We start from the raw sequence: 26,911 nt of genomic DNA, 5'->3' as shown, positions 1-26,911 counted from the left end.
TTTTGGCAACGCAGATGCCGTGCCGCAGCCGCCGGAGCGGTGCTTAAGCCGTAAGGCGGGAATTGTGCGGTGTTGCCATAGACTATATTTTCGACTTTTCTGATACACCCTAGTGGCCAGGGATACGATAAGGTGTGAAATTATGCTGATCGAACTGCAGGACCTTGGCAAAAGCTTTGGCGAGCACGAGGTCTTAAAACATGTAACAGCCAGTGTGGAACGCGGCGACCGCATTGGTATTATTGGTGCAAACGGCACCGGCAAAACCACGCTCCTGCGTGTGCTGTGCGGCGAAAGCCTGCCCGATGCCGGTGACGCTGCCTTTGCGGCGGGGGCAACCTGCGGCTACCTGGAACAGACGGGTCATCTTGACCCGGAGAAGGACGTTTACGAAACCATGCGCCTTGCGTTCCAGCCTGCGCTTGACGCCATGGCGGAGCTGGAGACCCTGCAAAAGCAGCTGGCAGCTGACCTCCACAACACGGCTATTACGGATAAGATCACAGCTTGCAACGCAGTGATCGATGCCATGGATGCCTATAATATGGATACCCAGATCAAAAAGGTGCTCAACGGCATGGGCTTCCCGGCAGATACCTGGAAGAAAAAGGCCGGGGTGCTTTCCGGCGGTGAGCAGACCCGCCTGCGCTTGGCCCGCTTGCTGTTGGAACGCCCGGACATTCTGATTCTGGACGAACCCACCAACCATCTGGATCTGGAAACGATGGACTGGCTGGAAACCTATCTGAAAGCCTACCGCGGCGCAGTGCTGGTGGTCAGCCATGACCGCTACTTCCTGGATTCTGTCTGTACCCGTATCTGGGAGCTGCGCGGCAAAACCATCACCACCTACCGCGGCAACTACTCCGCCTACCTGCCCCAGCGCGAAGCAGCGGACGAGCGCCTGCAAAAACAGCATGATGCCGATGTGGAAAAGGCGGCCAAGCTGCAGGATTATATTGACCGCAACCTGGTGCGCGCTTCCACCACCAAAATGGCCCAGAGCCGCCGCAGACAGCTGGAAAAGCTGGAAATCACCGAAGCACCCCAGGTGGAAGCCCACCAGCTGAATTTCCGCTTTGAGTATGATATTGAGCCGTATGATGAGTTGGTCATCATGAAAGGCTTAACCATCCGCATTGGGGAACGCACCCTGTTGGAAGCACTGGATTATGTCGTCCACCGTGGGGACAAGCTGATTATTGCGGGCCCCAACGGCACCGGCAAATCCACCCTGCTGCAGGTATTGGACGGTAAGCGCCGCCCCTCCGGCGGTATGGTGCGGCTGGGCACCGGTGCCAAGCCCGGTATCTTTGTGCAGCAGCAGACCCGCCGCGCAGGCCGCGTGATCGATGCCATCTGGAACCAGTACCCCCGCTTTACCGAGCTGGAAGTGCGCAGCCACCTGGCCAGGTTCGGATACCGCGGCGAGGAAGTGTTCAAGGACTGCGCCACCCTTTCCGGCGGTGAGATGGCCCGCCTGCGCTTTGCGGAGCTGGCCCTGGAACGCCCGAACCTGATGTTTTTGGACGAGCCCACCAACCACCTGGATATCTTCATGCGCGAAACGCTGACTGATGCACTGTCTGCCTACACGGGCACCCTGCTGCTGGTCACCCATGACCGCTACCTGATGCAGACCCTCGGCTGCCCGATCCTGTACCTGGAAGATGGCAAGGCGACTTTCTACCAGAACTTCCAGAAGCTGCATGACCGCGATACTTCCAAACAGCCGGAACCCGCCAAGCAGGAGGATAAGCCCCAGAAGGCAGGCTATGGCAAGGAGCAGCGCCGCCGCCGTGCCGAGGTGCGCACCCGCCTGAAAGCGCTGGAAACCGAGATCGAAGAGCTTGGCGCCCATATTGTTGAGCTGGAAAACGAGATCAACGACCCGGAGGTTCTGCGCGACCACCTGCTTTTGCGGGATAAGTGCGATGAACTGGATGATTCCCGCTTCCACCAGCAGGAACTGTATGACGAGTGGGAAAAGCTGGCAGAGGAACAGGACCGCATGGATGCAGAAAGTGATTCCTGAAAAACGCGTTGAGCGCTGCATCTGGCACACCGGCCCAAAGGCCCTTTTTGTGGCAGATCCGGCTGCAAAAAATGAGAAACATTAAAAACAGTAATGAAACTGTAACTTGCTTTCCTGATAAAAAGCGGTATACTATTTTTGATATTGGGCTTGTGCGGCTGGGCAGGTGCGCTGCATCATCCACCGCCAGCTATTTTGCATGTGTGCCGGTGCTTTGCCGGCTGGAGTAAAACACGCTGCGCTTTTTTGCTAACCATGCGCAGCAGTAAGAAACAGGCAGGGAATACACTTTGCAGACAACGATCATCATAGCAACACATAAACCGTACTGGATACCGGAAGACCCCATGTACCTGCCGGTACAGATGGGTCATGCCATCCACCCCGGCATTGGCTACATCGGGGACGATACCGGTGAAAATATTTCAGAGCGCAACGGCAATTTCTGCGAGCTGACGGGCCTGTACTGGGCGGCCAAAAACCTGGATTCCGATTATATCGGCATCGTGCATTACCGCCGTTACTTTGCCAGCCGCCTGCACCGTTTTGAGCGCAAAAAGCGTCGGGTCATCGGCCACGAGGAACTCAACGCTATTTTGGCCACCACCAATGTTGTGCTGCCTAAAGAGCGCCACTATTTTATTGAAACCAATTATACCCAGTATATCCACGCCCACCATGAACAGGACCTGCGGGTGACCCGCGCCATCATCGAGCGCAAATGCCCGGAGTATCTGCCGGCGTATGACGCCTACATGTCCAAAACGCACGGCCATCACTTCAATATGTTCGTGATGAAAAAGGAACTGCTGCAGCACTACTGCACCTGGCTGTTCGATATTTTGTTTGAGCTGGAAAAAGAGCTGGATATCAGCAGCTATTCCACCAATGATAAGCGGGTGTTCGGCTTTGTGAGCGAGCGCCTGCTGGATGCCTGGCTGATCACCAACAACATCGCCTATGAAGAGCTTGACGTTGTATATATGGAAAGCCAGCATTGGCTGCGCAAGGGAATGGCCTTTTTGAACCGCAAGTTCTTCCCCCACAAGGAGGCTCACAAATGAAACGCACGGCAGCGGTTATTGTAACGTATAACCGCAAGGCAATGCTGCAGCGCTGCCTGCGGGCTTTGTGTACCCAAACGGCCGGTGTGCCGGAACTGTGGGTGATCGATAATGCCAGCACGGACGGCACGGCCGAACTGGTGGCGCAGCTGAACCTGCCAACCATGCACTATTATAATACCGGCAAAAACCTGGGTGGTGCGGGCGGCTTTGCCTGCGGCATCCGGCAGGCAGCGTGTTCCGGGGCAGAGTATCTGTGGATTATGGATGATGACTGCCTGCCGGAACCGGATGCCCTGCAGCAGCTGCTGCTGGCGGATGCCGAACTGGACGGGCAGTACGGCTGGCTTTCCTCCCGCGCACTGGCGCCGGACGGTAAAGATCAGCCCATGAACCTGCAGCGCAGCACGCCGTACAAAGATTTGGCAAGCTTTGCCGGGCCGCGGCAGCCCGCGGTTATGGCCAGCTTTGTTTCGCTGTTTTTGCGCAGCAGCACAGTGCAGCGCTTTGGCCTGCCCATTGCAGAATTTTTTATCTGGTCGGACGATTGGGAGTATACCCGCCGTATCTCCCGCAGCATGCCGTGCTATGTAATTCCCGCCAGCCGGGTGGTGCATGCAATGCAGAACGCCACGGTTGTCAACATTGCCACTGATACCCCGGACCGCTGGCCCCGCTACCGCTACTTTTACCGCAATGATGTGGTGCTTTACCGGCGGGAGGGGCTGCGTGGCTGGCTGTGGCTGATTGCCAAAGATACCTGGCACAGCGTTCAGGTGCTGCGCCGCGGCCCGCAAAAATGTAAGCGGCTGGGCATTATCTGGCGCGGTTTTTTTGCTGGAGTCAACTTTCACCCAATCGTACATGGCTTACCCACACAGGAGCAATGAACAATACACCACACACAAACTGCCTGACCTTGCGCCTGCTGCATGCGGCAAAGGGGTACAAAGCGGTTGCTTTTGATATTTTCGATACCTTGCTCAAGCGGGATTGCGCCCACCCGGCGGATCTGTTCGCCCTGATGGAAGTTACCCATCAGGCGGCTCTCGGCTTTGCCGGGGCGCGCGTTGCCGCAGAGGCAGAAACCCGCCAGACCCTTGGCCGCGAGGTGACGCTGGCCGAAATTTATGCACATCCTGCCTTGCAGGGTACTGACCCCGCTGCAGAGTGCGCAGCGGAACTGGCTATGATTGCCCCCAACCGACCGGTAGCCCAAGCCGCTGCGGCCTGCCATGCCCGCGGGCAAAAGGTATATGCGGTTTCGGATATGTATCTGCCTAAAGAGCAGATCGAAGCCATGCTGCAAAAATGCGGGCTGGATTTTTTGGATGGAGTGTTCGTTTCCTGCGAGTACAGGGTGCAAAAGCGCAGCGGTAAGCTGTTCAAGCTTTTTTTGCAGCAAACTGCCTTGCGCCCGGCGGAAGTCTTGTTTGTGGGGGATAGCCCCCGCGCGGATTTTGCCGGGGCAGCGCTGGCGGGTATCCGCTGCTTTTTGCTGCCGCAGCCAACCCCGCTGCCATACACCAAAACCCCGGCGGATGCCGTAGGTGGTGTCGCAATTGCCACCTTGCAAAACTGCTGCCAGAATCTAAATCCCAGTGCTGCGCTGGGGGCAGAGCTGCTTGGCCCGCTGGCGGTTGGCTTTGCCACCTGGCTGCATGGGCAGCGCGCGGCTATACCGGGGGCAAAGCTTGTATTCCTGGCGCGGGATATGTATCTGGTGCGCCAGGTGTACCAGCTGCTGTACCCAGAAGAAGAAACCTTTTACCTGAAAGCATCCCGCCAAAGCCTTTTGCCAGCCCTGCTGCAATGCCCAATGAATGAGCAGGCGTTGGCACTTTTGGCGGATACCCTGCCGCGCCAGCAGCTGACCCAGCGGCAGATCGCCGCCTATCTTGGCTTTGATTCCCCGAAGGGATACACCACCAAAACCTATGACCTGCGCACCCGCCCCTTGCCGTGCCGCACCAAAGAGATGCTGCTGGCCCTTGCGGCCCACAGCAAGTTGCCGGAAGGGGAGCCGCTGCGCAGGCGGGCAGAGCAGGCAAGAGCATATCTGGAACAGGCGGGCTTGACGAATGGCCCGGTGCTGCTGGTGGATATCGGCAGCGGCGGAACCACCCAGCGTGTGCTGGAAGAGCTGCTGCACACCCAGCTGTACGGCTGTTATCTTGCCTGCGATGCGCGCCTGCACCAGAACCTGCCGCCGGAGCGCGCCAAAACATTTTTGTTTGACGGCTGCCCGGCCCCCCTGTGGTACTGGGTGGGCCAGCCCATGCTGGAAGTTCTGCTCTCCGAGCCATGCGGCTCCACGGTGGGATACCACGCACAGGCCGGGCAGATGGTGCCGGAAATCGGGCAGGCGGGTGCAGATAACAGGGCAATCACCGCGCCGCTCTGGCAGGGCATGAGGGCTTTTGTTCAGCGCTGGCAGGCTGGCCCGCTGCGGGATGTACAGATCCCGCCGCAAACCGGCATCGCTGCGTTCTTGCAGATGGTGCAGGCCCCCCGCATGCAGGAGGTGCGCACCCTGGGTGAGATCACCGTGGAGGACGGCGGCAGCTGGAAGCTGGCTGCCCCAGCCAGCTGGGGTGCCTATCTGCACGCCCCGGCACAGCTGAAACGGGACCTTGCCCAGGCGCGCTGGAAACCTGCGTTTTTGCAGCGCCTGTTTGGCGTGCCGCTGCCATACGGCAAGGTGTACGCTGCACTGAAACATAAAAAGTAAGCATTAAAATGGATATAAAATATAAACCCAAAGGCAGGTGAACCGTATGGAGCAGGCCCCATTGATCAGTATTATCATGCCTGTCTATAATGCCGGGGTGCTGCTGCATACCGCGGTGGAAAGCGTGCTGCGCCAGAGCTTTGCGGATTTTGAGCTGCTGCTGGTGGACGATGGCTCCACCGATGGCAGTGCTGCGCTGGCCCATGAACTGGCCAAAAAAGATGGCCGCATCCGGGTGCTGGAACAGCCCAATGCGGGCATCTGCGCTGCGCGCAACCTTGGCTTGCAGCATTGCCGCGGCCAGTGGTTCACCTTTTGTGATGATGATGATACCATGCTGCCCCATGCATTGGAAACCCTGCTGGTCCTTGCCAAATCAACCGGGGCGGATGTGGTGCGCGGTGGCTACCGCCTGCTGCGGGCCAATGCTGCAGGAACGGCTGTGGAGCTGCCCCATCCGCCGGGGCAGGCAATAATCATTCACAAGCCGGCGGGGCAGGGCTACCTGCAATTTTTGCAGCAAAGCGGGCCGCAGTTTGTCTGGAACGCTATGTACTGTACAAATCGGCTGGGCCATCTACGCTTTGATGAAACCTGCCGCAAAGGGCTGGAAGATTTTGCCTTCAACGCGGCAGTGTTCCAGCAGGCAGATTCAGCCGCATATACGCCGCAGATCGTATATGAACACCTGGAGCGGCAGGGCAGTACCTCCGCCTGTGGGAACCCGGCAGCAGTGCAGGTACGGCTGCAATACCTGCCCCGGTGGGTGCAGGCGGAATATACCGCAGCCCGCGCCTGGTGCCCCCCGCAGCAGCTGCCAAAGGTGTGGAGCGCCCGCCAGGCAGAGTTTGTCACCTTTGTCATGCATCAGCTGCGGGATGGCCGCTTGCCGCCCAAAGCCAAAGCGGCTGCCTGGCGCAGCCTGCAGCAGGCGCTGGCAGCCTGCCCCCACAGCAGGCTTGACTTTTGGTATGCACTGCGGCACAACAAAAAACAGGGTGCCGCACTGTTTTTGTTCCGTACCCACCTGCAGGGGCTGTATGCCTGCCTGCCAAACCGGGAGGAGAAACTGCTACAATGAAAACCATCCTTGTTACCGGCGCAGCCGGTTATATCGGCCGCCATGTTGTAAAAAAAGCACTGGATATGGGCTACCGCGTCATTGCATCGGACTTTGCCTTTAAGGGCGTGGACGAGCGCGCAGAATTCTGCGATGTGCCTATTTTCAGCGGGGACAAAAATATTTATACGGCGTTGGGCAAGCCTGATGTCTGCATCCATATGGCCTGGCGGGATGGGTTCCGCCACAATGCGCCCAGCCACATGAAGGATCTTTCCTCCCATGTTACCTTCCTGAACAATATGGCAGCGGGCGGCCTTTCGGATTTGACCGTGATGGGCACTATGCACGAAGTCGGCTATTGGGAGGGCGCTATTGAGGATGATACCCCCTGCAACCCCCTGAGCCAATATGGCATTGCCAAAAATGCCCTGCGCCAGAGCATGGTGCTCTCCTTGCAGGGCAGCAGCTGCAACCTGCACTGGCTGCGCGCCTATTATATTACGGGCGACGAAGCCCATGGCAGTTCCATCTTTGCCAAAATCGCACAGGCAGAGCTGGACGGCAAAACAACGTTCCCGTTTACCAGCGGGCAGAATAAGTACGATTTTATTGATCTGGATGAACTGGCAACCATGATTGTGGCGGCCAGCGTGCAGAACAAGGTCAACGGCATCATCAACGTCTGCACCGGCCAGCCGCGGACCCTGGCTGACCGTGTGGAGCAGTTCCTGCGGGATAAAAACTATAAGATCAAACTGGATTACGGCGTTTTCCCGGACCGCCCGTATGACAGCCCCGGCGTTTGGGGCGACCCCACCAAGATTAACGCAATATTAAAAGATGCAGGTTTGGCATAACGATAACCGGAAAGGGTGACAGAATGAAACGACTGGGTATTTTTTTCTTTTACGAAAAAAATGGTGATGTGGATGATTTTATCACCTATTACCTGCGCGATCTTGCCCGTAACCTGACCGAGCTGATCGTTGTGTGCAACGGCAAGCTGAGCAAGCAGGGCCGCGCGGCATTTGAAGAATTTACCGATCAAATTATTGTGCGCGAAAACAAGGGCCTGGATGTGTGGGCCTATAAAACCGCGCTGGATCATTACGGCTGGCAGCGTTTGAGCGAATTTGACGAAGTGGTCATGACGAACTCTACCCTGATGGGCCCTGTGCGCCCCTTGAAAGAAATGTTTGACGCCATGGCCGAGCGCACCAACCTTGATTTTTGGGGCCTGACGATCCACCATGGGGCGGAGGGCAACCCCTTTAAGGGCAAACATCTTTATAATTACCTGCCGGTGCACATTCAGTCCCACTTTATTGTCTACCGCAAAAAGTTCATCCAGAGCAAAGAGCTGCAAAATTACTGGGATACCATGCCCATGATCGAAAGCTATACCGACTCTGTGCAGCGGTACGAATCGGTGTTTACCAAACAGTTTGCCGATAAAGGCTACCAGTGGGATGTCTATGTCAACACGGACGATCTGAAAGAGTTTACGGATTATCCGCTGCTTGTCTGCCCCACGCGGTTGCTGCGGGATAAAAAGTGCCCGCTGTTCAAGCGCCGCAGCTTTATGCATGATTTTGAGGCATACCTGAATGATACCGCCGGGGAGCCGGTGCGGGAACTGTACGCCTACCTGCGGGACCATACGGATTACCCGCTGGAGCTGATCTGGAAAAACATGATCCGCACCATGCACCCTTATGATTTTACCCGCAACCTGGGTCTGACCCGCCTGATTCCGGAAAGGGTACAGGATGAGGCCTGCGCCGCTGCCGTGCGCAAAAACCGCCGCATTGCGCTGTGCATGCACCTGTATTTTATGGATATGCTGCCCCAAAGCTGCGCCTTTGCCGCCAACATGCCGCCGGAGACTGACGTTTTTATTTCCACCAACACGCCGGAGAAAAAGCAGCAGATCGAAGAAGCGTTCCGCACCCTGCCGTTGCATGCCGTTACCGTAAAGGTGGTCGAAAACCGCGGCCGCGATGTGGCAGCGTTCCTGTGTGACCTTGCCCCGCAGATCCGGGAGTATGATTACGCCTGCTTTATGCACGATAAAAAGGCCATCCAGACCAAACCCGGAAGCGTTGGCGCCAGCTTTGGCTATGTCTGTAACGAGAATATCTGCAAAAACGCAGACTATGTGCTGAATGTGCTGACAGAATTTGAAAAAGACCCTTATCTGGGCCTGCTCTGCCCGCCGTTCCCCACGCATGGTGTGTATTTCATGAACATGTGCTCCAACGGCTGGGGCCCCAACTTTGATAATACCAAGGCCCTGATGAAAAAGCTGGGCATTGACCGCCCTATTTCCGGCGAAAAAATGCCCATTGCCCCCTTTGGCAGCGTATTCTGGTTCCGCGTAAAAGCATTGGCCCCACTGTTTGACCACGGTTGGAAGCACGAAGATTTCCCGCCGGAGCCGCTGCCGCAGGATGGTACCATCAGCCATGCCATTGAGCGTATCTATCCCTTTGTGGCGCAGGGGGCAGGGTATTACCCCGCCCAGGCCATGAGCGCTGATTATGCCGTTGCCCGCTGCGATTCCATGCAGGCATACGCGAGTGGTCTGATCCGCCCGCTTGCCCGCGTGTTTGACTGCACCACCTTTGGCAGTGCCGCTGCCAGCGCCGGTGCTTTTGCCGCGCGCAAGCACTGGTTCGGTTTTGGAAACTATGGCCCGTATGAGAATTCCAAGCGCCGCCGCGCCCGCAACTGGCTGCGTAAGCGGATGCCGAAATCCGCTTACGAAAACATGATGCGCGTTAAGCGCACGGTGTTGGGGCCCCATGGCGTGAACTATGAGGATTAAGCCAACCGCTATGAAAAAACGGCTGATTATCTATTTCAATTATCACCCCAACGGGCAGGCTGATGCAGCCTGCCGCTTTGCTGTACAGCAAATGGCTGCAGTGGGGCAGGTGTTCTTTGTCAATAACGGCCCCTTGCAGCCGGAATCCCGCCAGTGGGCGCAAGGCTGCTGCCACACTGTGCTGGAGCGTGAAAACACAGGCTTTGATGTGGGGGCCTACCGGGACGCTGTTTGGCAGATCGGCCTGGATATGCTGCTGCATTATGATGAAGCTGTGCTGATGAACTATACCCTTGCCGGGCCGGTGGGGGATGTAGCTGCCATGTTTGCTGCGATGGATGGGCGCCCGGAGCTGGATTTCTGGGGCCTGACCCGCCACTATGCTATGCGCAGCCACCGCTTTGGCGGGGCAAAAGCCATGGTGCCGGAGCATATTCAATCCCACTTTGTTGTGGTGCGTTCCCGCATGATGGCAGACTTTTTTGCTTACTGGCAGGCGGCCGCCCTGCCCGCCAGCTATGAAGATTCCGTCCGCCTGCACGAAACGCAGTTTACCGCCCACTTTGCTGCCCTTGGTTACCGGTGGGATACCTTTGTGGATACAAAAGACCTGGCAAGCCTTTTCGTCAACCCCATTATGGCCTGCCCCAAGCTGCTGCTGGCGGACCGCGGGTGCCCGTTTTTCAAGCGCCGCAGCTTTTTTACCCCCTATGCGGATGAATTGCGCCGCACAGACGGCCGGGCCGCCGCAGAACTGTATGACTATCTGAAATCCGAGACGGATTACCCGGTGGATGACCTGCTGCGCGCACTTCTGCCGGTGCAGCCGCTGGCTGCCATGGCGCAAAACCTGCACTGGCATTATATCCTGCCGCAAACAGCGGGGGAGTGTGCGCCCATTTTGCTGGATGCCAACACTTTGGCAAAAGGCTGCGCCCTGCAGCCGGATGCCGTCTACTGCCTGCCGCTGCCGCGTGCTGCCGGGGTGGAGGGCTATTATTATGCCCGGTCTATGCCAACCAGCCTGCAGCTGGCCCAGGCGGCAGAACTGTTTGATGCCCACCCGCTGGTAGGTGTGCTTGGCCCGGCTCTGCCGCTGTATGCGGGCTGCGCCGCCGAAAAAGCCCGGCGCTGGCAGCAGCAGAAACCTGCCGTACAGGCAAAACTGTCTGCGCTGGATTGCCCGCTCCCTCTGGATGAAACCCCGCCGCCGCTGCCCAATGGCGGCTGTCTGTTGGTGCGGGGGGCTGCATTCCCGCAGGGGCTGCCGCCGCTGCAAATGGAGTCGGATTTCTGGCTGGTGCCGCTGCTGGCCCAGTATAACGGCCATGCCAGCGCTACATTTGAAACCGCCGCTCAGTGTGCGGCCCGCGCCGATGTGCTGGATGCCGCCCTTGCTGCCCAGCGCGGCGTTGGCCCAGTATTCCGCCTGATGGGCCGCACCGTCAAAAATGCCCTGCGCAAACGAAAGGAGAGTGCCCGGTGAAAAAACAGCGCCTGTTTTATCTGGATCTCATCCGCGCCGTGGCGCTGGTGTGCATTCTGGTCATTCATTTCAATGCTGCCGTTACCGGGTATTTTACACTGCCGTCCAAACTGTTCGGCAGTGTGCTGCCCTTTAACATCTATTTGGGGGACTTTGGCTCCTCGCTGTTCTTTATGGTTTCCGGCGCGGCGCTGCAGTATACCAGCCCCGGCCAGGGAAGAGAGCCGCTCAATCTGGCGCGCTTTTACCAAAAGCGCGCCAAGGCGGTGTACCCCATGTTCTGGCTGGCGTGGTGTATATTTTTTCCCATCCGTTTTGTCACAAAGCCGGGGTATTATGCCGCAGCCAAAACGCCCAGCCTGTTGCTGACGGTCCTGGGGCTGGATAATTTCGCTCAGGCCGCAGGCTGGGTCACGATGGATTTTGCCTGCGTGGGCGAGTGGTTCCTGGGCAGTATCCTGTTTTTGTATCTGCTGTTCCCGCTGCTGCGCTGGGGGCTGCGCAAACAGCCGTTGCTGACCTGGGCCGTGGTGCTGGCGGCCAGCCTGCCGGTGCATTATATGGGGTGGGATGCCCGCCTGGTAGCAATCCATATCCCGGAATTCCTGCTCGGCATGGCGTTTGTACACTGGAAGCGCCCGGCGCGCCTTGGCGTGCTGGCCGGGTGTGCGGTGCTGCTGTTTACCCCCGCTGCGGCGGATGGCAAGGTGGCCTGTGCGCTGTTCAGTGCCGCGGCGTTCATTCTGCTGGCCGCACTGGGGGGCTGCATCCACTGGGTGCCGCTGCAAAATGCGTGTGCGCTCCTCAGCAAGTATTCTTATGCGGTCTTTCTGACCCACCATGTCATCATTCTGCGCCTGGTGGATAACTTTGACCTGGCCGCCATGACCCGGCGGGATACCGCGCTCTTGTTTGGCGTTTACCTTTTGGCCGTTGCCGCGGCGTCGGCAGCGCTCTTCCGGCTGGATGCCTGGGTGCGCAGCAGTGCGGTAAAGCTGGCTGCTAAACCGGAATAACGTGCCCCATAATTTGCATTAAGATGAAAATGCCTGCTTTGCTGCGGGCATTTTTTTCTGTGGTGAATTATGATCGAAATATCGCAGCGCCGCGGACACCTGTGCGGCAGAACCGGCAGGGAAAGCCCTGCTGTTTCACCCCCGGAACAAGGAAAGGATCAAAATTATTTCGGCTATGACTGTACAAAAAAAATCCTGTACGTTATAATACTAACAAAACCATTTGATCGCAAACCTAAAACGATATACCATGACTAAAATTGGAAAGGGGCGCATTTTCCGTGGAGCAGTTTTTCGTCAGCCTTGACAAGCTTGCGCGCGAATCCCATCTGACCGTTGCCTACACCCCCAAGGATCTTGACCAGTTCAAGGTCTATACCGCCGAGGTTTACCGCCCCGGCATTATGCTGGCCGGTTACTATCAGTACTTTGACCGCACCCGGATCCAGATCATCGGCCTGACTGAGCTTTCCTACCTGAATGAGCTGGACCCGGAGATCCGCCGTACCCATCTCGAAAAACTTTTCTCTTTCCAGCCGCCGGCAGTCATCCTGACCCGCGGGTTTGAGCCGTTGCCGGAAATGATGGAGTTCGCCCAAAAGTACGGCGTGCCACTGCTGCAGTCGGCCGAAATGACCTCCCCGCTGATGAGCTCCCTGATCCAGGCGCTGAGCACCGAGCTTGCCCCCCGCATCACCCGCCACGGCGTGTTGGTGGAAGTATACGGCGAAGGCATCCTGATCCTTGGCGACAGCGGCGTTGGCAAAAGCGAGACGGCCATTGAGCTGGTCAAGCGCGGCCACCGCCTGATTGCGGACGATGCTGTGGAGCTGCGCAAGGTTTCCAGCAGCAAGATCATGGGCATGGCACCGGAGAACATCCGCCACTTTATTGAGCTGCGCGGCATCGGCATCATCAACGTGGCGCGTCTGTTTGGTATCGGCGCGGTCAAAAACAGCGTTGAGGTGGAAATGGTTATTGAGCTGGAGGCCTGGGACCGCACCAAGAATTATGACCGCACCGGCCTGGAAAGCAACACCTATGATATCCTTGGCGTTAAGGTGCCCAGTATGCTGATCCCCGTTATGCCCGGCCGTAACCTGGCCGTTATCCTGGAAACTGCAGCCATCAACAACCGCCAGAAAGAGATGGGCTATAACGCGGCGCAGGAACTGCTCAACCGCCTTGGCTTGCAGAACGATGTAAGCGGGTTCTGAGCCTGGCTGTAAATTATCATTTTATCACTAGAAACGGAAGTACCATCTATATGCAGATCATTGCGGATCTTCACACCCATACTTTAAGCGCTACCCATGCATTTAATACCTTAGATGAAATGGCCGCCAAAGCCGCCGCCCTCGGCTATGCGGCGCTGGCCATTACCGACCACGGCCCGGCTATGCCGGATGCCCCGCACATGTGGCATTTTGCCAACCAGACGGCTCTGCCGCTGGTACTGCACGGCGTTGCGATGATGTACGGCGCGGAGGCCAATGTGATGGACACAAACGGCGGGCTGGATTTTGCCCAAAGCCGTTTGCGGGCGCTGGATTGGGTTGTGGCATCCATCCACAGCCCCTGCATCCCCGGTCTGCTGACCGAAAAAGAAGCCACCCGCCTGTGGCTGGCTGTGGCCGAAAACCCTTATGTGGATTGCATCGGCCATTCCGAGCAACAGAATTACCGCTATGACTATGACCTTGTAACCAAAGCGTTCGCCAAAAACCATAAGGTTGTGGAGCTCAACGGCAATTCCGTCAATGTGCGGCGGGATGGTATCCCCAACATGAAGCTGCTGCTGGCCGCCTGCCTGAAAAACGGCTGCCATATTGCGCTGGATACCGACGCCCACAGCACTACCCAGCTGCAAGGCAACATGCCCCCGCTGCTGGCGATGCTGGAAGAAATGCAGTTCCCGCAGGAACTTGTGGTAAACGCCACACGGCAGAACCTTGTAAATGAGCTAAAACTGCACGGCCGCATCTGTGCAGAATATATAGGAGGAGAAATCTTATGAAATACACCATTGGTATCGATCTTGGCGGCACTACCATGACGGCAGGCCTTGTTGACGAAGCTTACAACATTGTGGGCAAAATTACCCGCCCGACCCGCCTGCCGCGTCCGGCGCAGGACCTGGAGCAGGCACTGGCAGATTTGTGCCGTGCTGTTGCCAAAGACTGCAAGATTGATTTTGCAGATGTCAGCTATGTGGGCATTGGTACCCCGGGCAGTGTGAATTTTACCACCGGCTTTGTGGGCTATAACACCAACTTCGGCTACTATGACTGGAACCTGGGGCCTGACCTGGAAGCTCTGCTCGGCTGCAAGGTCTATGTGGAAAACGATGCCAACGCAGCAGCATTTGGCGAATACATCGCAGGCGGCGCAAAGGGCTTCAAGGATGCCGTTGTTATCACGCTGGGTACCGGCATTGGCAGCGGCATTATCCTGGGCGGCAAGATTCTGCGCGGCTTCAACTTTGCCGCTGGCGAGATGGGCCATACCGTGATTGTAAAGGGTGGACGCAAGTGCAACTGCGGCCGTTATGGCTGCTGGGAACGCTATGCTTCCTCCCGCGCTCTGTCGGAGGATGCCCGCGAAGCGATGACCCGGCACCCCGAGAGCATGATGTGGAAACTGGCGGGGGATATTGACCATGTGAACGCCAAGATCCCCTTTGACGCGATGGAAGCCGGCGATGCAACCGCCAAGGCTGTTGTGGATAATTGGATCGAATATGTTGCCTGCGGCATTTCCAACGTGGTGAATACCTTTGAGCCGGAAGCCATCTGCATTGGCGGCGGTGTTTCCAATCAGGGAGAAACCCTGCTGGCACCCATCCGCAAGTATGTGGAGAAAGAAACCAAAAACATTACCACCGGCAAAATGCCCGCTATTCGTGCCTGTGTGCTGACCAACGATGCCGGCGTGATCGGCGCGGCAGCCCTGGCAAATTCTATCTGAACCGTTTGTGAGGTTTGCTTATGAACGAGCAATTTCTTGCAGCTTTGCAGGCAGAAAACCTGCCTGTCAGCCTTGATGAATCCCTGGGGCGGCATACAACGTTCCGCATTGGCGGCAATGCAGACTTTTTTTGTGTGCCCGCCACGGTAACGCAGCTGACCCGTATTCTGGAACTGTGCCGCCAATATCAAGTCCGCACCTATCTGCTGGGCAACGGTTCCAACACGCTGTTTTCGGATGCAGGGTTCGGCGGGGCGGTTATCTGCCTGACGGGGCTCAACTCCCGCTTTTCCATGCAGGCCCAGCCGGATGGCAGCACCAAGGTGCTGGCCCCGGCTGGCATGATGCTTTCCGCTCTTTGCAATACCGCCCAGAAGGAAAGCCTGGCCGGGCTGGAATTTGCCTTCGGCATTCCCGGCACGGTGGGCGGGGCTGTGTATATGAACGCGGGCGCTTACGGCGGAGAAATAAAGGACGTGCTGACAGCCGTTACGTTCTTGGACGAAAACCTGCATCTGCAAACTCTGCCTGTGCAGGAACTGCAGCTGGGTTATCGCACCAGCATTTTTGAGCGGTGCTCCTGGTGCATCCTGGAAGCGGAATTTACCCTGCACCCCGGTGATGCACAGGAGATCCATACCGCCATGCAGGAATATATGCGCCGCCGCAAAGAAAAGCAGCCGCTGGAGTACCCGTCCGCCGGCAGTACCTTCAAGCGCCCTGTGGGCCAGTTTGCCGGCAAGCTAATCGAGGACTGCGGCCTGCGCGGTTTCCGCGTGGGCGGGGCAGCCATCAGTGAAAAGCACTGCGGCTTTGTGGTCAACCTGGGTAATGCCACCTGCGCGGATGTTGTCAGCCTGACGGAGCAGGTGCGGCAGATCGTGCTGGAAAAAACCGGCTGCACCCTGGAACGCGAGATCCGCGTGGTGGAATAACCATGCCGCATCTTGATACCTGCCAGGCAAGGAACGGTATTCCGCCCCGCTGAATGAGAGAGGAACAACAGGATGAACTTTTTGATCGTAACCGGCCTTTCCGGCGCAGGCAAGTCCATGGCGGTCAACGCGCTGGAAGATATCGGATTTTTCTGCATTGATAATATCCCGGCGGGCCTTTTGCCCCGTATCCTGGACTTTGCCCAGCAGGGCGAAAACCAGCTCAGCCGCGTTGCGGTCGTGATGGACATCCGCGGCCTGCATTCTGTTCAGGAAACCAATGAGGCACTGGAAGCGCTGGACGAAAAGAAAATGCCTTATGACATCCTGTTCCTGGATGCCAGCGATGCCGCCATCCGCCGCCGCTATAAAGAGACCCGCCGTGTGCATCCCATGACCATCAGCGAGGGGATCCCGGTCAGTGAGGCAATCACCAAAGAACGGCAGATATTGCAGCCCCTGCGGGAACGTGCAAAATATGTGATCGATACCTCTTTGCTTTCTACTGCACAAAACCGGGAACGTGTTTCCAGCCTGTTTTTGCAAAAAGGTCAGTGTGCCATGTCTATCAACGTGGTTTCTTTTGGCTTTAAATACGGTCTTCCGCAGGAAGCGGACATCGTGTTTGATGTGCGCTGCCTGCCCAACCCGTTCTATGTGCCAGAGCTGAAAGAAAAGACTGGCCTGGACCAGGAAGTGGTGGACTATGTGATGAAGTTCCCTGAATCGCAGGAACTGCTGCGCCGGATAGAGAGCTTTCTGGAATATGCGCTGCCGCTGTATGTTAAGGAGGGCAAAAGCCAGCTGATGATCGCCATTGGCTGCACCGGCGGCAAGCACCGTTCTATCACTTTTGCCCGCAAGATCGGGGAGTACTGCACAAAGCTTGGTTACCAGCCCAGCGTGCAGCACCGCGATGCCCGCCGCACGGCCTGATACATCCCAAATCTCCCGACAAAGAGAGTGTGAACACCAAACGTGAGTTTTTCCCAAGACGTTAAAAACGAGATACTGCACCGCAAAATTGTGCGTAGCTGCTGTGTTACCGCAGCAGCTTACGCGGTTGCCTGCTTTGGCAAGTATTTTGATGACCGCGGCGTGGTTTTGCAGACCGAAAACGAGGGCATTGCCCAGCTGGCACAAAAGCTGTATGCCCGCTGCGGCATTACCGGTACCGTAATTTCCAAGGAGCGCGGCACCGGCCTGATTTATGAGTTCAGCGTAAAAGATCCCGAACAGGTACAAAAAATGCTGAACCTGTTCGGCCATACCGGCCGCGAAACCACCCTGCGCATCCGGCCGGACTGCTTCAAATGCCAGAAATGCGGATCATTTTTCATTTCCACTGCATTTTTATGCTGCGGTACGGCAACCGACCCGGAAAAGGAATATAACATTGAGTTCCTTTCGCCCCGGCACTCGCTTTCGCAGCAGCTGGAGGGTATTCTGGCCCAGTATGAGTTCAATCCCCACCGCGCCGTGCGCAAGGGAGCCAACACCGTATATGTCAAATCCAGCGACCATCTGGAAGATCTGCTGACCTTTATGGGCGCGGGCAACGCCGCCATGCGCATCATGGAACAACGCATGTATAACGATATGCGCAATAAAACCAACCGCCTTTCCAACTGCGAAACCGCCAACATGGGCAAAACCGTACAGGCAGCCGTGCAGGTGCGCCTTGCGATTGAGACGCTGGAAGAGGCCGGCGCGCTGGAAACCCTGCCCAAACCATTGCAGCAGGCAGCCCGCCTGCGGATGCAGTACCCCGAAATGCCGCTTGCCAAACTGGCGGAAAAGTTTGACCCGCCTGTCAGCAAAGCAGGGCTTTCCCACCGGTTCAAGCGGATCCAGGAAGCTGCCGCTCGCCTGAACGCCGCTGCATCAGCACAGCCGGAAGAGCAGGAAAATCTTAAAGAGCCGGAACCAGCAGGACAGGACATCACACCATCTCCGCAATAAACCACGCAAAGCCGCTGCGTAACTGCTGCGGCTTTTCCGCATTTTACCACAGCAGCAAAGGGATACATTATGCCAGAAACCACGCCACACCAACCGCAAAGACAGTTCACCCACCTGCACCTGCATACTGAGTACAGCCTGCTGGATGGCGCCTGCCGTATTGACCGCCTGTTTGACTATATCAAACAGCTGGGCCAGACCGCCGTTGCCATTACTGACCACGGCGTTATGTACGGCTGCGTTGCCTTTTATGATGCAGCCAAAGCCGCAGGCATCAAGCCGATCATTGGCTGTGAGGTGTATGTTGCCACCCGCACCCGCTTTGATAAGGTCAACCGTATTGACGGCAACAACCACCTGATCCTGCTCTGCAAAAATGAAACCGGGTATAAAAACCTGATCAAAATGGTATCTGCCGGTTTCTTGGAGGGCTTTTATTCCAAGCCGCGCATTGACCATGACCTGCTGGAGCAGTACCACGAAGGCCTGATCTGCCTTTCCGCCTGCCTTGCCGGTGAGGTCCCTCAGGCGATTCTGGCAGGGGACTATGAGCGCGCCAAGCAGATTGCTCTTTACTATAACGATCTGTTCGGCCAGGGCAACTATTATATTGAGCTGCAGGACCACGGCCTGGAAGAAGACACTACCGTTCTGCCGCAGCTTATCCGCCTTTCGCGGGAGACAGGCATCCCCATGGTTGCCACCAACGACTCCCACTACATCACCCGCGAGGACGCCAAGATGCAGAGCATTCTGCTGTGCATCCAGACCGGCAAAACCGTCAACGATGTGGACCGCATGGAGTTTCAGACCGAGGAATTCTATGTAAAAAGCACCGATGAAATGTATGATCTGTTCTCCATGGTGCCGGAAGCCTGCGAGAACACCAACAAAATTGCAGAACAGTGCAACTTTGACTTTGTGTTTGGCGATACCAAGCTCCCGTATTTCAAAGCTCCGGACGGCATGGAAAACCAGGAATACTTTGAAAAGCTCTGTTATGAGGGCTTGGAACGCCGCTACCCCGGCAAGGTAACGGATGCCTTGCGTGAACGCCTGGAATACGAGATTGGCGTGGTTAAAAAGATGGGGTACACCAACTATTACCTCATCGTGTATGACTTTATCAATTACGCCAAAAGCCGCGATATCCCGGTCGGCCCCGGCCGCGGCTCCGGTGCGGGCAGCCTGGCGGCCTATTGTGTCGGTATTACGGACATTGACCCCATCCGCTACAGTTTGATTTTTGAACGCTTCCTGAACCCGGAACGTGTCTCTATGCCGGACTTTGACGTTGACTTTTGTTACGAGCGCCGCCAGGAAGTGATTGATTACGTCAACCGCAAGTATGGCCGTGACCATGTGGCACAGATCGTGACCTTTGGAACTATGGCCGCCCGTGCCGCCGTGCGCGATGTCGGCCGCGTGATGGGTATGCCGTACCAGGACGTGGATAAGGTGGCCAAGCTGATTCCTACTGAACTGAAAATGACGCTGAACCATGCGCTGGAGGTTTCGCCGGACCTGAAAGCAATGTATGACGCTGAACCCCAGGTGCATGAGCTGATCGATACCTCGCTGAAAGTGGAGGGCATGCCGCGTCACGCTTCCACTCATGCGGCGGGCGTTGTGATTACCCGCGAACCGGCTACCGAGTATGTGCCGCTTTCCACCAACGATGGTCTGCCGGTTACCCAGTTCAACATGGTGGAAATTGAGCGCCTTGGCCTGCTCAAGATGGACTTCCTTGGCCTGCGCACCCTGACCGTTATCCATGATACCGAAGCCGCCGTGCGCCTGCATGAACCGGATTTCCGCATTGCCAATCTGGATTATGACGATGCCGCTACTTATGCTATGCTGGAACGAGGCGAAACAGAGGGCATCTTCCAGCTTGAATCTACTGGTATGACCCAGGTGCTGGTCAGTATGCACCCCCGCAGCCTTGAAGACGTCATTGCCCTCATCTCGCTGTACCGCCCCGGCCCCATGGATTCTATCCCGACCTATCTGCGCAACCGCAGGGAGCCGGATAAAGTCACCTATAAAACACCCCAGCTGGCCCATATCCTGGATGTTACCAACGGCTGTATCGTTTATCAGGAACAGGTCATGCAAATCTGCCGCGAGCTGGCAGGCTTCAGCTTTGGCCAGGCTGATAACGTGCGCCGTGCCATGAGCAAAAAGAAGCATAAAGTCATGGAAGCCGAGCGAGAGCACTTTGTGCATGGCTGTACTGAGCCGGGCAAAGAGTGCGCCGGGTGTGTGAAGAACGGGATCCCGGAAGCCGTGGCCAATGAGATCTATGACGATATGGTCAGTTTTGCTTCTTATGCGTTCAACAAATCTCATGCGGCCTGCTATGCCTATGTGGCATTCCAGACAGCCTATCTCAAGTGCCATTACCCGCGCGAGTTCATGGCTGCGCTGTTGACCAGCGTACTGGACAGCACCGCCAAGGTGATTGAATATTCGTCCGAATGCCAGCGCCTTGGCATCAAGGTTTTGCCGCCGGATATCAATGTATCCCGCGGCGGCTTTACGGTGGACGGGCAGAGCATCCGCTTTGGCCTGAACGCCGTCAAAAGCGTTGGCCGCGATTTGATTGAAGCGGTCATCAAAGAGCGCGAAAGCCGCCCATTCCGCAGCCTGTACGATTTCTGCAAGCGGATGCGCAGCAACATGCTTAACCGCCGTGCGCTGGAAAACCTGATCAAAGCCGGTGCCTTTGATACCCTGGAACCCAGCCGCCACGGCATGATGGAAAGCGTGGAAACGGTACTGCGCATCGTTGAAAACGATGCCCGCCAGAATCTGGATGGCCAGTTGGATTTGTTCAGCGCCATGGCTGGTGCCGAGGAAGCCCCCCAGAACGATGATTATCAGGTGCCCAACCTGCGTGAGTATGATTCCGGCGAGCTGCTGAAAATGGAAAAAGAGGTCTCGGGCCTGTACCTGTCCGGCCACCCGTTGGATGCGTACCGGGAAAAGATCGAAAAAATCTCCACCTGTACCATCGCTCAGCTGCAGGGAGAGAATGCCAGGGATTTTGATAACCAGACGGTTACCCTGGTATGTACCGTGGTCAAAAACAAGATCATGACCACAAAGTCCAATACGTTGATGGCCTTTACTACCATTGAAGATCTGACCGGCACAATGGAGCTGTTGGTGTTCCCCCGCGTGTTGACCAGCTGCCGTGCGTATTTGCAGGAGAACGCCGTTGTTGTCACCACTGGCCGCGCTTCCGTTAAAGAGGATGAAGGCACCCGCCTGATCGTGGAAAGCGTACTGCCGGTCGATGGTTATGATCCATCCCAAAGCTTTGGCCAGAACCGTTCCCAGCGCATCAGCGCGGCAGCGGGGGATACGGTTGCCCAAAGCATATGGCTGCTGGTGCCCTCGCGGGAATGCGCCCAGATGCACAAGGTGGAAAACCTGCTGCAAAATATTTTTGACGGCCCCACACCCGTATATTTCAAATTTGAAGATTCCGGCCAGCGGGTGCGTGCGCCGCAAAGTATGTGGGCCATGGATCACCCGTTGCTGCGCCAGGAGCTGGAACGCATCTTGGGTGCTGACCATGTAAAGTTCACAACGGCACAAGCGGCAAAATAAATCCATGTACTTTGCGCGTTTTATCCATAAAATTGGGCCGCTGGTATGGTATAATAGCAGGCAGGGGAGTATGTTAAAAAATAGGCAGGTTGCCCGGTGGTACGCCGGAAAATGCCTGCCGAGGAAAACCAGTTTTGCGTTTTCTTCATTGGGTCGCTCTGCGCGGCTCAACTATAACAGGAGGACATTTTTATGGCTAAGGAAATCAAAACCATCGGTGTACTGACCAGCGGCGGCGACGCCCCCGGCATGAATGCAGCGGTACGCGCCATTGTCCGCGCAGGCATCTCCAAGGGCTACCGCATGATGGGCATTCAGCGCGGTTATAACGGCCTGATCAACGGCGAATGCTACGAAATGAACGTCCGCAGTGTGTCGGAGATCATCCACCGCGGCGGTACGATTCTGTATACTGCCCGCTGCCTAGAGTTCAAAACCAAGGAAGGCCAGGCCAAAGGCCTTGCACGCTGTAAGGAACTTGGCATTGATGCCCTCGTGGTCATCGGCGGCGACGGTTCTTTCATGGGCGCCCGCGCATTGGCGAACCAGGGCATTCCCTGCGTTGGCATTCCCGGCACCATTGATAACGATATTGCCTGCAGCGAGTATACCATTGGCTATGATACAGCCATGAATACCGCGGTAGAAGCCATTGATAAATTGCGTGATACCACCCAGAGCCATGACCGCTGCAGTGTTGTTGAGGTTATGGGCCACCATGCAGGCTATATTGCGCTGAACGTCGGCATTGCTACCGGTGCTTTGGCTGTGCTGCTGCCGGAGCGTCCGTTCGACTTTGAGCGTGACATTCTCCAGCGTATGCGCCAGACCCAGGTTACCGGCAAAAAGCACTTCATCATCATTGTGTCGGAAGGCGTTACCGATGCCCAGACCCTGGCCAACCAGATCCAGGCTGCAACAGGTGTTGATTCGCGTGCAACTGTTCTGGGCCACATCCAGCGCGGCGGTTCACCTACCGTGCGTGACCGTGTGAATGCCTCCCTGATGGGTTACCATGCAGTGGACCTGCTGGATAAGGGCATTTATAACCGCGTGGTTGCCCTGTCCGGCGGTAAGATCGTGGACTATGATGTCAACGTGGCGTTGTCGATGCACAAATACCTTGACCCGATGGAGATCGAAGTGGCACAGGCAATTTCCATCTGATGCAGTAAGTCCGTGCGGCCCTGTATATGGGCCGCATTTTTTTGTAAAGGTGCATATTTTGCGCCGTGCAGGCAAGAATTTTCGCATAATGAAAAAAAGTTCTTGCATTTTGCTGCACCTTGTGCTACTATACTATAGCAATACACACGCATTGCGTTGTTTTTTTGTGCCTTTTTTGCCGTAACACGTAAAAAGGTTAGAAAACAAGTACGCGATGCGGAGGGTAAAAAACTAAATTTTGGAGGAAATTAACTATGGCAGTCGTATCTATGAAACAGCTTCTCGAAGCCGGCGTGCATTTCGGTCATCAGACCCGCCGCTGGAACCCCAAGATGGCAAAGTACATCTTCACCGAGCGCAACGGCATCTACATCATTGACCTGCAGAAGACCGTAAAGAAACTCGATGAGGCTTACAACTTTGTCCGCGATGTTGCTGCTGACGGCGGCGAGATCCTGTTTGTTGGCACCAAGAAACAGGCTCAGGAGTCCATCCGTGACGAGGCTACCCGCTGCGGCATGCACTATGTCAACGCTCGTTGGCTGGGCGGCATGATGACCAACTTCCGCACCATCCGTAAGCGCATCGACCGTATGGAGCAGCTGAAGACCATGCAGGAAGACGGCACTTTCGACCTGCTGCCGAAGAAGGAAGTTGTTAAGCTGGAGCTGGAGATGGCTAAGCTGGACAAGTACCTGGGCGGCGTTAAGAACATGAAGACCCTGCCGAAGGCTATGTTCATTGTTGACCCGCACAAGGAGCGCATCGCTGTTTCCGAAGCTCGCAAGCTGAACATCCCCATTGTTGCTATCGTTGATACCAACTGCGATCCCGATGAGATCGATTACGTCATCCCCGGCAACGACGACGCTATCCGCGCTGTCAAGCTGATCTCCGGCGCTATGGCTGATGCTGTGCTGGAAGGCAAGCAGGGTAAGCAGGATGCTCCCGCTGCCGAAGAGGCCGCCAAGGCTGAATAAGCCCGATCCCGCCCGAAACTGTTTGTACATCTAAATTCAGAAAGGACGAATGAACATGGCTGTTTCTGCAAAGGACGTTATGGAACTGCGCCGCCAGACTGACTGCGGCATGATGGAATGCAAGAAGGCTCTTGTCAAGGCTGATGGTGACATCAATAAGGCTATCGAGATTCTGCGTGAAGAGGGTCTGGCTACTGCCGCTAAGAAGGCTGGCCGTATCGCTGCGGAAGGCATGGTTTACGCTGTTGCCACCGCTAACGGTGCTGTTGTTGTTGAAGTCAACGCTGAGACCGACTTTGTTGCCAAGAACGATAAGTTCGTTGAGTTCACCAAAGATCTGGCCAATGTTGTTGCTGAGCAGAAGCCCGCTGATGTTGAGGCTCTGATGGGCTGCAAGATGGGCGAAGGCACTGTTGACGAAGCTCTGAAGGCTCTGATTCTGGTCATCAAGGAGAACATCAAGGTTCGCCGTTTTGCTTTCTATGAGGGCCATTGCGCCGCTTACGTTCACGGCGGCGGCACCCACGGCGTTATCGTTAAGTTCGATACCACCGATGAAGTTGCTGCTAAGCCGGAGTTCGCTGAGTTTGGCAAGGATATTGCAATGCAGATCGCTGCTGCAAACCCGAGCTACCTGAACCGTGAGGCTGTGCCTGCTGAGGCTATCGAGAACGAGAAGAAGATTATCATCGCTCAGATGGCTAACGATCCGAAGGCCGCCAACAAGCCCGACGCTATCAAAGAGAAGATGGCTACCGGCCGTCTGGGCAAGTTCTACAAGGAGAACTGCCTGGTCGATCAGGCTTTCATCAAGGATGGCAACATGGACGTGAACGCCTATGTGAACGCTACCGCTAAGAAGCTGGGCGGCGATATCAAGATCGTCGAGTACACCCACTTCATCAAGGGCGAAGGCCTGGAAAAGCGCGTTGACGACTTCGCTGCTGAAGTTGCCGCCGCTGTTAAGGGTTAATTAGCTGATTGCTTTCAGAAAGAGCACTTTGAGAGTTTACCTCTTAGGGTGCTCTTTTTTGTTTGCTTTTGAGTGGTAAAATTTGGAACGCTATCTCCAGAAAAGCCACCTGCCTTTGTTCAGCTAATCCGATTTTTGTGTCTCTTTCACGCATGTGATTATCCTCAATTTTTGCCAGTATCCTATCCGAAACTCTACCATGACCAATGGCATCGTCCTTGATCCGTTCCTTGGCAGCGGCTCTACGCTGATTGCCGGCAGCTCTGAACGCCTTTGGCACCTGTTCCAGTTCGGCCACCATCCCCCTCAGCAAGCAGTGCATGGAGGACGAGATGGGCGTATCCGATAAAATCACCAGTATCGCTATCCCTCTGGGCGCAACGGTCAACATAGATGCTGTTTCCATCGTGTTGTCGTTCATGATCGTGTTTTTCGCCAACGCCTGCGGCGTTGAGGTCAGTACCTCCATGATGATTGTGATCCTGCTGGCAAATGTGATCTTGTCCGTGGGCACCCCCGGCATCCCCGGTGGTGCAATCGCTTCGTTCGCCGCGCTGGCTACCATGGCGGGTCTCCCGGCTGGCGTGATGGGCGTTTATATCAGCATCAATACCCTATGCGATATGGGCGCTACCTGCGTGAACGTTATTGGCGATATGGCAGGCTGCGTGGTGCAGAAAGAGAAAATTAAGCTGGATGACTGACACAGTTCCCACAAAACAAAATAACAAGTTACATTTGGGCGGGCAGCGACGAAAAACAACTGCCCGCCTTTTTGCTGCTTGTTTTGCTTTCAGCGGAAAAAGATGCTAAAATAAAGCAGCTGAAAAATCACACCGGAAGGGGAGCGCACAAAAACGCAAGATGGACGATAAAATAAAGAATACCTCAAAGCCCGGCGTGGCATATTATCATCTGCCGGGGCTGTTTGAATTTTATGGGCTGTACCGCATGTTCCTGCCGCTGTTCTATCATCACAGAGAATATTTTTACAGCTGGTGCGCCATCGGCTCCATTTATGGGGCCCTGGGCGACTGCATCTGGGGTGGCGGCCGCACAAGTTTTGGCGTGCAGGATCCCGAAGATGTTATGGATCTGATGCGCGAATATGGGATATCCGCCCGGCTGACATTCAGTAACTCGCTGCTGCGTGAAGAACACCTGGCGGACATAAAGTGCAACGCCCTGTGTAAGCTGTTTGAAAATAGCGGCGGCGCACAAAACGGCGTTATTGTCCATTCGGACTTGCTGCTCAGATATCTGGAAAGCCGTTATCCGGGGCTTTACTTTGTTTCATCTACAACCAAGGTGCTCACGGAATTCCCGCAGTTACAGGCGGAATTGAATCGGGATGACTTCCGCTATGTTGTGCCGGATTTCCGGTTAAATAAAGAATTTGAACAGCTGAACAACCTGCCCCAGCCCCAGAAAGATAAAGTGGAATTCCTTTGCAATGAATGCTGCTGGTTTGGCTGCAAGGACAGAAAGCGCTGCTATGAAAATGTAAGCCGTAAAAACCTTGGCGAAACCTGCCCCGACCACCGCTGCGCAGCCCCTGGCGCACAGGAAGGGTATCGCTTTTCAAAAGCAATGGACAACCCCGGTTTTATTGGCATCCAGGATATTCAAAATATCTATCTGCCCATGGGCTTTTCCAACTTCAAAATTGAGGGCCGCGGGCTTGGCAGTGCCTTAATTTTGGAGTTTCTGCTTTACTATATGACAAAGCCAGAATACCAGCTGCGCGTCCGCGAAGAAATTTATCTCAATAATATGCTAGACCTGTTCTGAATGGAGAAACGGCGCAATCGCTTTATTCAATATTTAAGGCAATACCGCATAATTCTAAGTGCCGATACGGCGAGCGAGGTGCGGCAGATGCTAAGCCAAAAGCGCAGATAATACTGGATGCTGCAAAGGTGAGCGCCGCCAGTGGCGGAAACAGCGAACCGAAGCAGGGGCAGCGGTCGCAGAGTGCGAGGGGCTTTTGCCCCCGAAGCACGATGCGGATACCGCAACCCGACATTATCGAGCATTTTGGCAACGCAGATGCCGTGCCGCAGCCGCCGGAGCGGTGCTTAAGCCGT

Annotated in this window: 22 protein-coding genes and 1 pseudogene; 22 read left to right on the top strand and 1 reads right to left on the bottom strand. The window is 55.9% G+C overall.

Annotation, left to right across the window (positions count from 1 at the left end; translation table 11 throughout):
* The first annotated feature begins 142 nt into the window (after positions 1 to 142).
* The 22 genes and pseudogenes from C4885_RS09740 to C4885_RS09635 all read left to right on the top strand — a co-directional run bounded on the left by C4885_RS09740 (position 143) and on the right by C4885_RS09635 (position 26,615).
* Positions 143 to 2,035 (top strand): ABC-F family ATP-binding cassette domain-containing protein, encoded by a 1,893-nt coding sequence (locus C4885_RS09740; RefSeq protein ID WP_114000151.1) that lies wholly within the window; start codon positions 143 to 145, stop codon positions 2,033 to 2,035.
* A 290-nt stretch (positions 2,036 to 2,325) separates the two neighbouring features.
* On the top strand, positions 2,326 to 3,099 hold the full coding sequence (locus C4885_RS09735) for a DUF4422 domain-containing protein (RefSeq protein WP_114000150.1): 774 nt from the start codon (positions 2,326 to 2,328) through the stop codon (positions 3,097 to 3,099).
* Complete coding sequence (locus C4885_RS09730; RefSeq protein ID WP_114000149.1) at positions 3,096 to 3,989, top strand: glycosyltransferase family 2 protein; 894 nt, start codon at positions 3,096 to 3,098, stop codon at positions 3,987 to 3,989. The genes C4885_RS09735 and C4885_RS09730 overlap by 4 nt, the downstream gene beginning before the upstream one ends.
* Positions 3,986 to 5,830, top strand: coding sequence for an HAD family hydrolase (locus tag C4885_RS09725; RefSeq protein ID WP_114000148.1), 1,845 nt, complete (start codon positions 3,986 to 3,988; stop codon positions 5,828 to 5,830). Before C4885_RS09730 ends, C4885_RS09725 begins: the two co-directional genes overlap by 4 nt.
* Positions 5,831 to 5,891: 61 nt before the next feature.
* On the top strand, positions 5,892 to 6,911 hold the full coding sequence (locus C4885_RS09720; RefSeq protein WP_158538863.1) for a glycosyltransferase family 2 protein: 1,020 nt from the start codon (positions 5,892 to 5,894) through the stop codon (positions 6,909 to 6,911).
* Positions 6,908 to 7,750, top strand: coding sequence for an NAD(P)-dependent oxidoreductase (locus tag C4885_RS09715; RefSeq protein WP_114000146.1), 843 nt, complete (start codon positions 6,908 to 6,910; stop codon positions 7,748 to 7,750). The genes C4885_RS09720 and C4885_RS09715 overlap by 4 nt, the downstream gene beginning before the upstream one ends.
* Before the next feature lie 23 nt (positions 7,751 to 7,773).
* A complete protein-coding gene (locus C4885_RS09710) occupies positions 7,774 to 9,720 on the top strand; it encodes a rhamnan synthesis F family protein (protein ID WP_114000145.1) in 1,947 nt (648 codons plus the stop codon).
* A 10-nt stretch (positions 9,721 to 9,730) separates the two neighbouring features.
* Positions 9,731 to 11,206: a rhamnan synthesis F family protein gene (locus C4885_RS09705; RefSeq protein WP_158538862.1), complete on the top strand. Its 1,476-nt coding sequence runs from the start codon at positions 9,731 to 9,733 to the stop codon at positions 11,204 to 11,206.
* Positions 11,203 to 12,222 carry an acyltransferase family protein gene (locus C4885_RS09700; RefSeq protein ID WP_158538861.1) on the top strand — a complete coding sequence of 340 codons (1,020 nt, stop codon included), beginning with the start codon at positions 11,203 to 11,205 and terminating at the stop codon, positions 12,220 to 12,222. The genes C4885_RS09705 and C4885_RS09700 overlap by 4 nt, the downstream gene beginning before the upstream one ends.
* 281 nt (positions 12,223 to 12,503) lie before the next feature.
* Positions 12,504 to 13,439: an HPr(Ser) kinase/phosphatase gene (gene hprK / locus C4885_RS09695; RefSeq protein WP_114000142.1), complete on the top strand. Its 936-nt coding sequence runs from the start codon at positions 12,504 to 12,506 to the stop codon at positions 13,437 to 13,439.
* Positions 13,440 to 13,489: 50 nt separating this feature from the next.
* Positions 13,490 to 14,239: a PHP domain-containing protein gene (locus C4885_RS09690; RefSeq protein WP_114000141.1), complete on the top strand. Its 750-nt coding sequence runs from the start codon at positions 13,490 to 13,492 to the stop codon at positions 14,237 to 14,239.
* Positions 14,236 to 15,189: an ROK family protein gene (locus tag C4885_RS09685; RefSeq protein ID WP_114000140.1), complete on the top strand. Its 954-nt coding sequence runs from the start codon at positions 14,236 to 14,238 to the stop codon at positions 15,187 to 15,189. Before C4885_RS09690 ends, C4885_RS09685 begins: the two co-directional genes overlap by 4 nt.
* Positions 15,190 to 15,209: 20 nt before the next feature.
* Positions 15,210 to 16,124, top strand: a complete 915-nt coding sequence (gene murB, locus C4885_RS09680) for a UDP-N-acetylmuramate dehydrogenase (RefSeq protein ID WP_114000139.1) — start codon at positions 15,210 to 15,212, stop codon at positions 16,122 to 16,124.
* Between the two features lie 72 nt (positions 16,125 to 16,196).
* Entirely contained in the window at positions 16,197 to 17,060 is an 864-nt protein-coding gene (rapZ, locus tag C4885_RS09675) for an RNase adapter RapZ (protein WP_114000138.1), read from the top strand.
* A gap of 42 nt (positions 17,061 to 17,102) precedes the next feature.
* Positions 17,103 to 18,086: a DNA-binding protein WhiA gene (whiA, locus tag C4885_RS09670; protein WP_114000137.1), complete on the top strand. Its 984-nt coding sequence runs from the start codon at positions 17,103 to 17,105 to the stop codon at positions 18,084 to 18,086.
* 69 nt (positions 18,087 to 18,155) lie between these two features.
* Positions 18,156 to 21,704: a DNA polymerase III subunit alpha gene (locus C4885_RS09665; RefSeq protein WP_114000136.1), complete on the top strand. Its 3,549-nt coding sequence runs from the start codon at positions 18,156 to 18,158 to the stop codon at positions 21,702 to 21,704.
* 192 nt (positions 21,705 to 21,896) lie between these two features.
* Positions 21,897 to 22,871, top strand: coding sequence for a 6-phosphofructokinase (pfkA, locus tag C4885_RS09660; protein WP_114000135.1), 975 nt, complete (start codon positions 21,897 to 21,899; stop codon positions 22,869 to 22,871).
* Positions 22,872 to 23,125: 254 nt separating this feature from the next.
* On the top strand, positions 23,126 to 23,851 hold the full coding sequence (gene rpsB, locus C4885_RS09655) for a 30S ribosomal protein S2 (RefSeq protein WP_114000134.1): 726 nt from the start codon (positions 23,126 to 23,128) through the stop codon (positions 23,849 to 23,851).
* Positions 23,852 to 23,906: 55 nt separating this feature from the next.
* Positions 23,907 to 24,824, top strand: a complete 918-nt coding sequence (gene tsf / locus C4885_RS09650; RefSeq protein ID WP_114000133.1) for a translation elongation factor Ts — start codon at positions 23,907 to 23,909, stop codon at positions 24,822 to 24,824.
* Positions 24,825 to 25,002: 178 nt separating this feature from the next.
* Positions 25,003 to 25,080 (top strand): annotated as a pseudogene (locus C4885_RS17045) (DNA methyltransferase); the annotation flags it as partial.
* Complete coding sequence (locus C4885_RS09640) at positions 25,076 to 25,528, top strand: dicarboxylate/amino acid:cation symporter (RefSeq protein ID WP_371681653.1); 453 nt, start codon at positions 25,076 to 25,078, stop codon at positions 25,526 to 25,528. The pseudogene C4885_RS17045 and the gene C4885_RS09640, both read left to right, overlap by 5 nt.
* A gap of 160 nt (positions 25,529 to 25,688) precedes the next feature.
* A complete protein-coding gene (locus tag C4885_RS09635) occupies positions 25,689 to 26,615 on the top strand; it encodes a hypothetical protein (protein WP_114000131.1) in 927 nt (308 codons plus the stop codon).
* 22 nt (positions 26,616 to 26,637) lie between these two features.
* Here the strand turns inward: C4885_RS09635 and C4885_RS16750 are convergent.
* The coding region (locus tag C4885_RS16750) for a hypothetical protein (protein WP_207657589.1) at positions 26,638 to 26,911 on the bottom strand (274 nt) is incomplete at its 5' end.

Origin of the sequence: Subdoligranulum sp. APC924/74 (assembly GCF_003324125.1) — a bacterium.
GTDB classification, from domain to species: Bacteria; Bacillota; Clostridia; order Oscillospirales; family Ruminococcaceae; genus Gemmiger; species Gemmiger qucibialis.
This window is presented reverse-complemented; position numbering and strand designations above follow the sequence as displayed.

Excerpts from the sequence above, each read along its gene's own strand:
- C4885_RS09690 (WP_114000141.1), top strand. The coding sequence starts at position 13,490 with ATGCAGATCATTGCGGATCTTCACACCCATACTTTAAGCGCTACCCAT.
- C4885_RS09730 (WP_114000149.1), top strand. The coding sequence starts at position 3,096 with ATGAAACGCACGGCAGCGGTTATTGTAACGTATAACCGCAAGGCAATG.
- C4885_RS09725 (WP_114000148.1), top strand. The coding sequence starts at position 3,986 with ATGAACAATACACCACACACAAACTGCCTGACCTTGCGCCTGCTGCAT.
- C4885_RS09715 (WP_114000146.1), top strand. The coding sequence starts at position 6,908 with ATGAAAACCATCCTTGTTACCGGCGCAGCCGGTTATATCGGCCGCCAT.
- C4885_RS09665 (WP_114000136.1), top strand. The coding sequence starts at position 18,156 with ATGCCAGAAACCACGCCACACCAACCGCAAAGACAGTTCACCCACCTG.
- rpsB (WP_114000134.1), top strand. The coding sequence starts at position 23,126 with ATGGCAGTCGTATCTATGAAACAGCTTCTCGAAGCCGGCGTGCATTTC.
- C4885_RS09710 (WP_114000145.1), top strand. The coding sequence starts at position 7,774 with ATGAAACGACTGGGTATTTTTTTCTTTTACGAAAAAAATGGTGATGTG.
- rapZ (WP_114000138.1), top strand. The coding sequence starts at position 16,197 with ATGAACTTTTTGATCGTAACCGGCCTTTCCGGCGCAGGCAAGTCCATG.
- C4885_RS09685 (WP_114000140.1), top strand. The coding sequence starts at position 14,236 with ATGAAATACACCATTGGTATCGATCTTGGCGGCACTACCATGACGGCA.
- pfkA (WP_114000135.1), top strand. The coding sequence starts at position 21,897 with ATGGCTAAGGAAATCAAAACCATCGGTGTACTGACCAGCGGCGGCGAC.
- C4885_RS09740 (WP_114000151.1), top strand. The coding sequence starts at position 143 with ATGCTGATCGAACTGCAGGACCTTGGCAAAAGCTTTGGCGAGCACGAG.
- murB (WP_114000139.1), top strand. The coding sequence starts at position 15,210 with ATGAACGAGCAATTTCTTGCAGCTTTGCAGGCAGAAAACCTGCCTGTC.
- C4885_RS09635 (WP_114000131.1), top strand. The coding sequence starts at position 25,689 with ATGGACGATAAAATAAAGAATACCTCAAAGCCCGGCGTGGCATATTAT.
- C4885_RS09705 (WP_158538862.1), top strand. The coding sequence starts at position 9,731 with ATGAAAAAACGGCTGATTATCTATTTCAATTATCACCCCAACGGGCAG.
- tsf (WP_114000133.1), top strand. The coding sequence starts at position 23,907 with ATGGCTGTTTCTGCAAAGGACGTTATGGAACTGCGCCGCCAGACTGAC.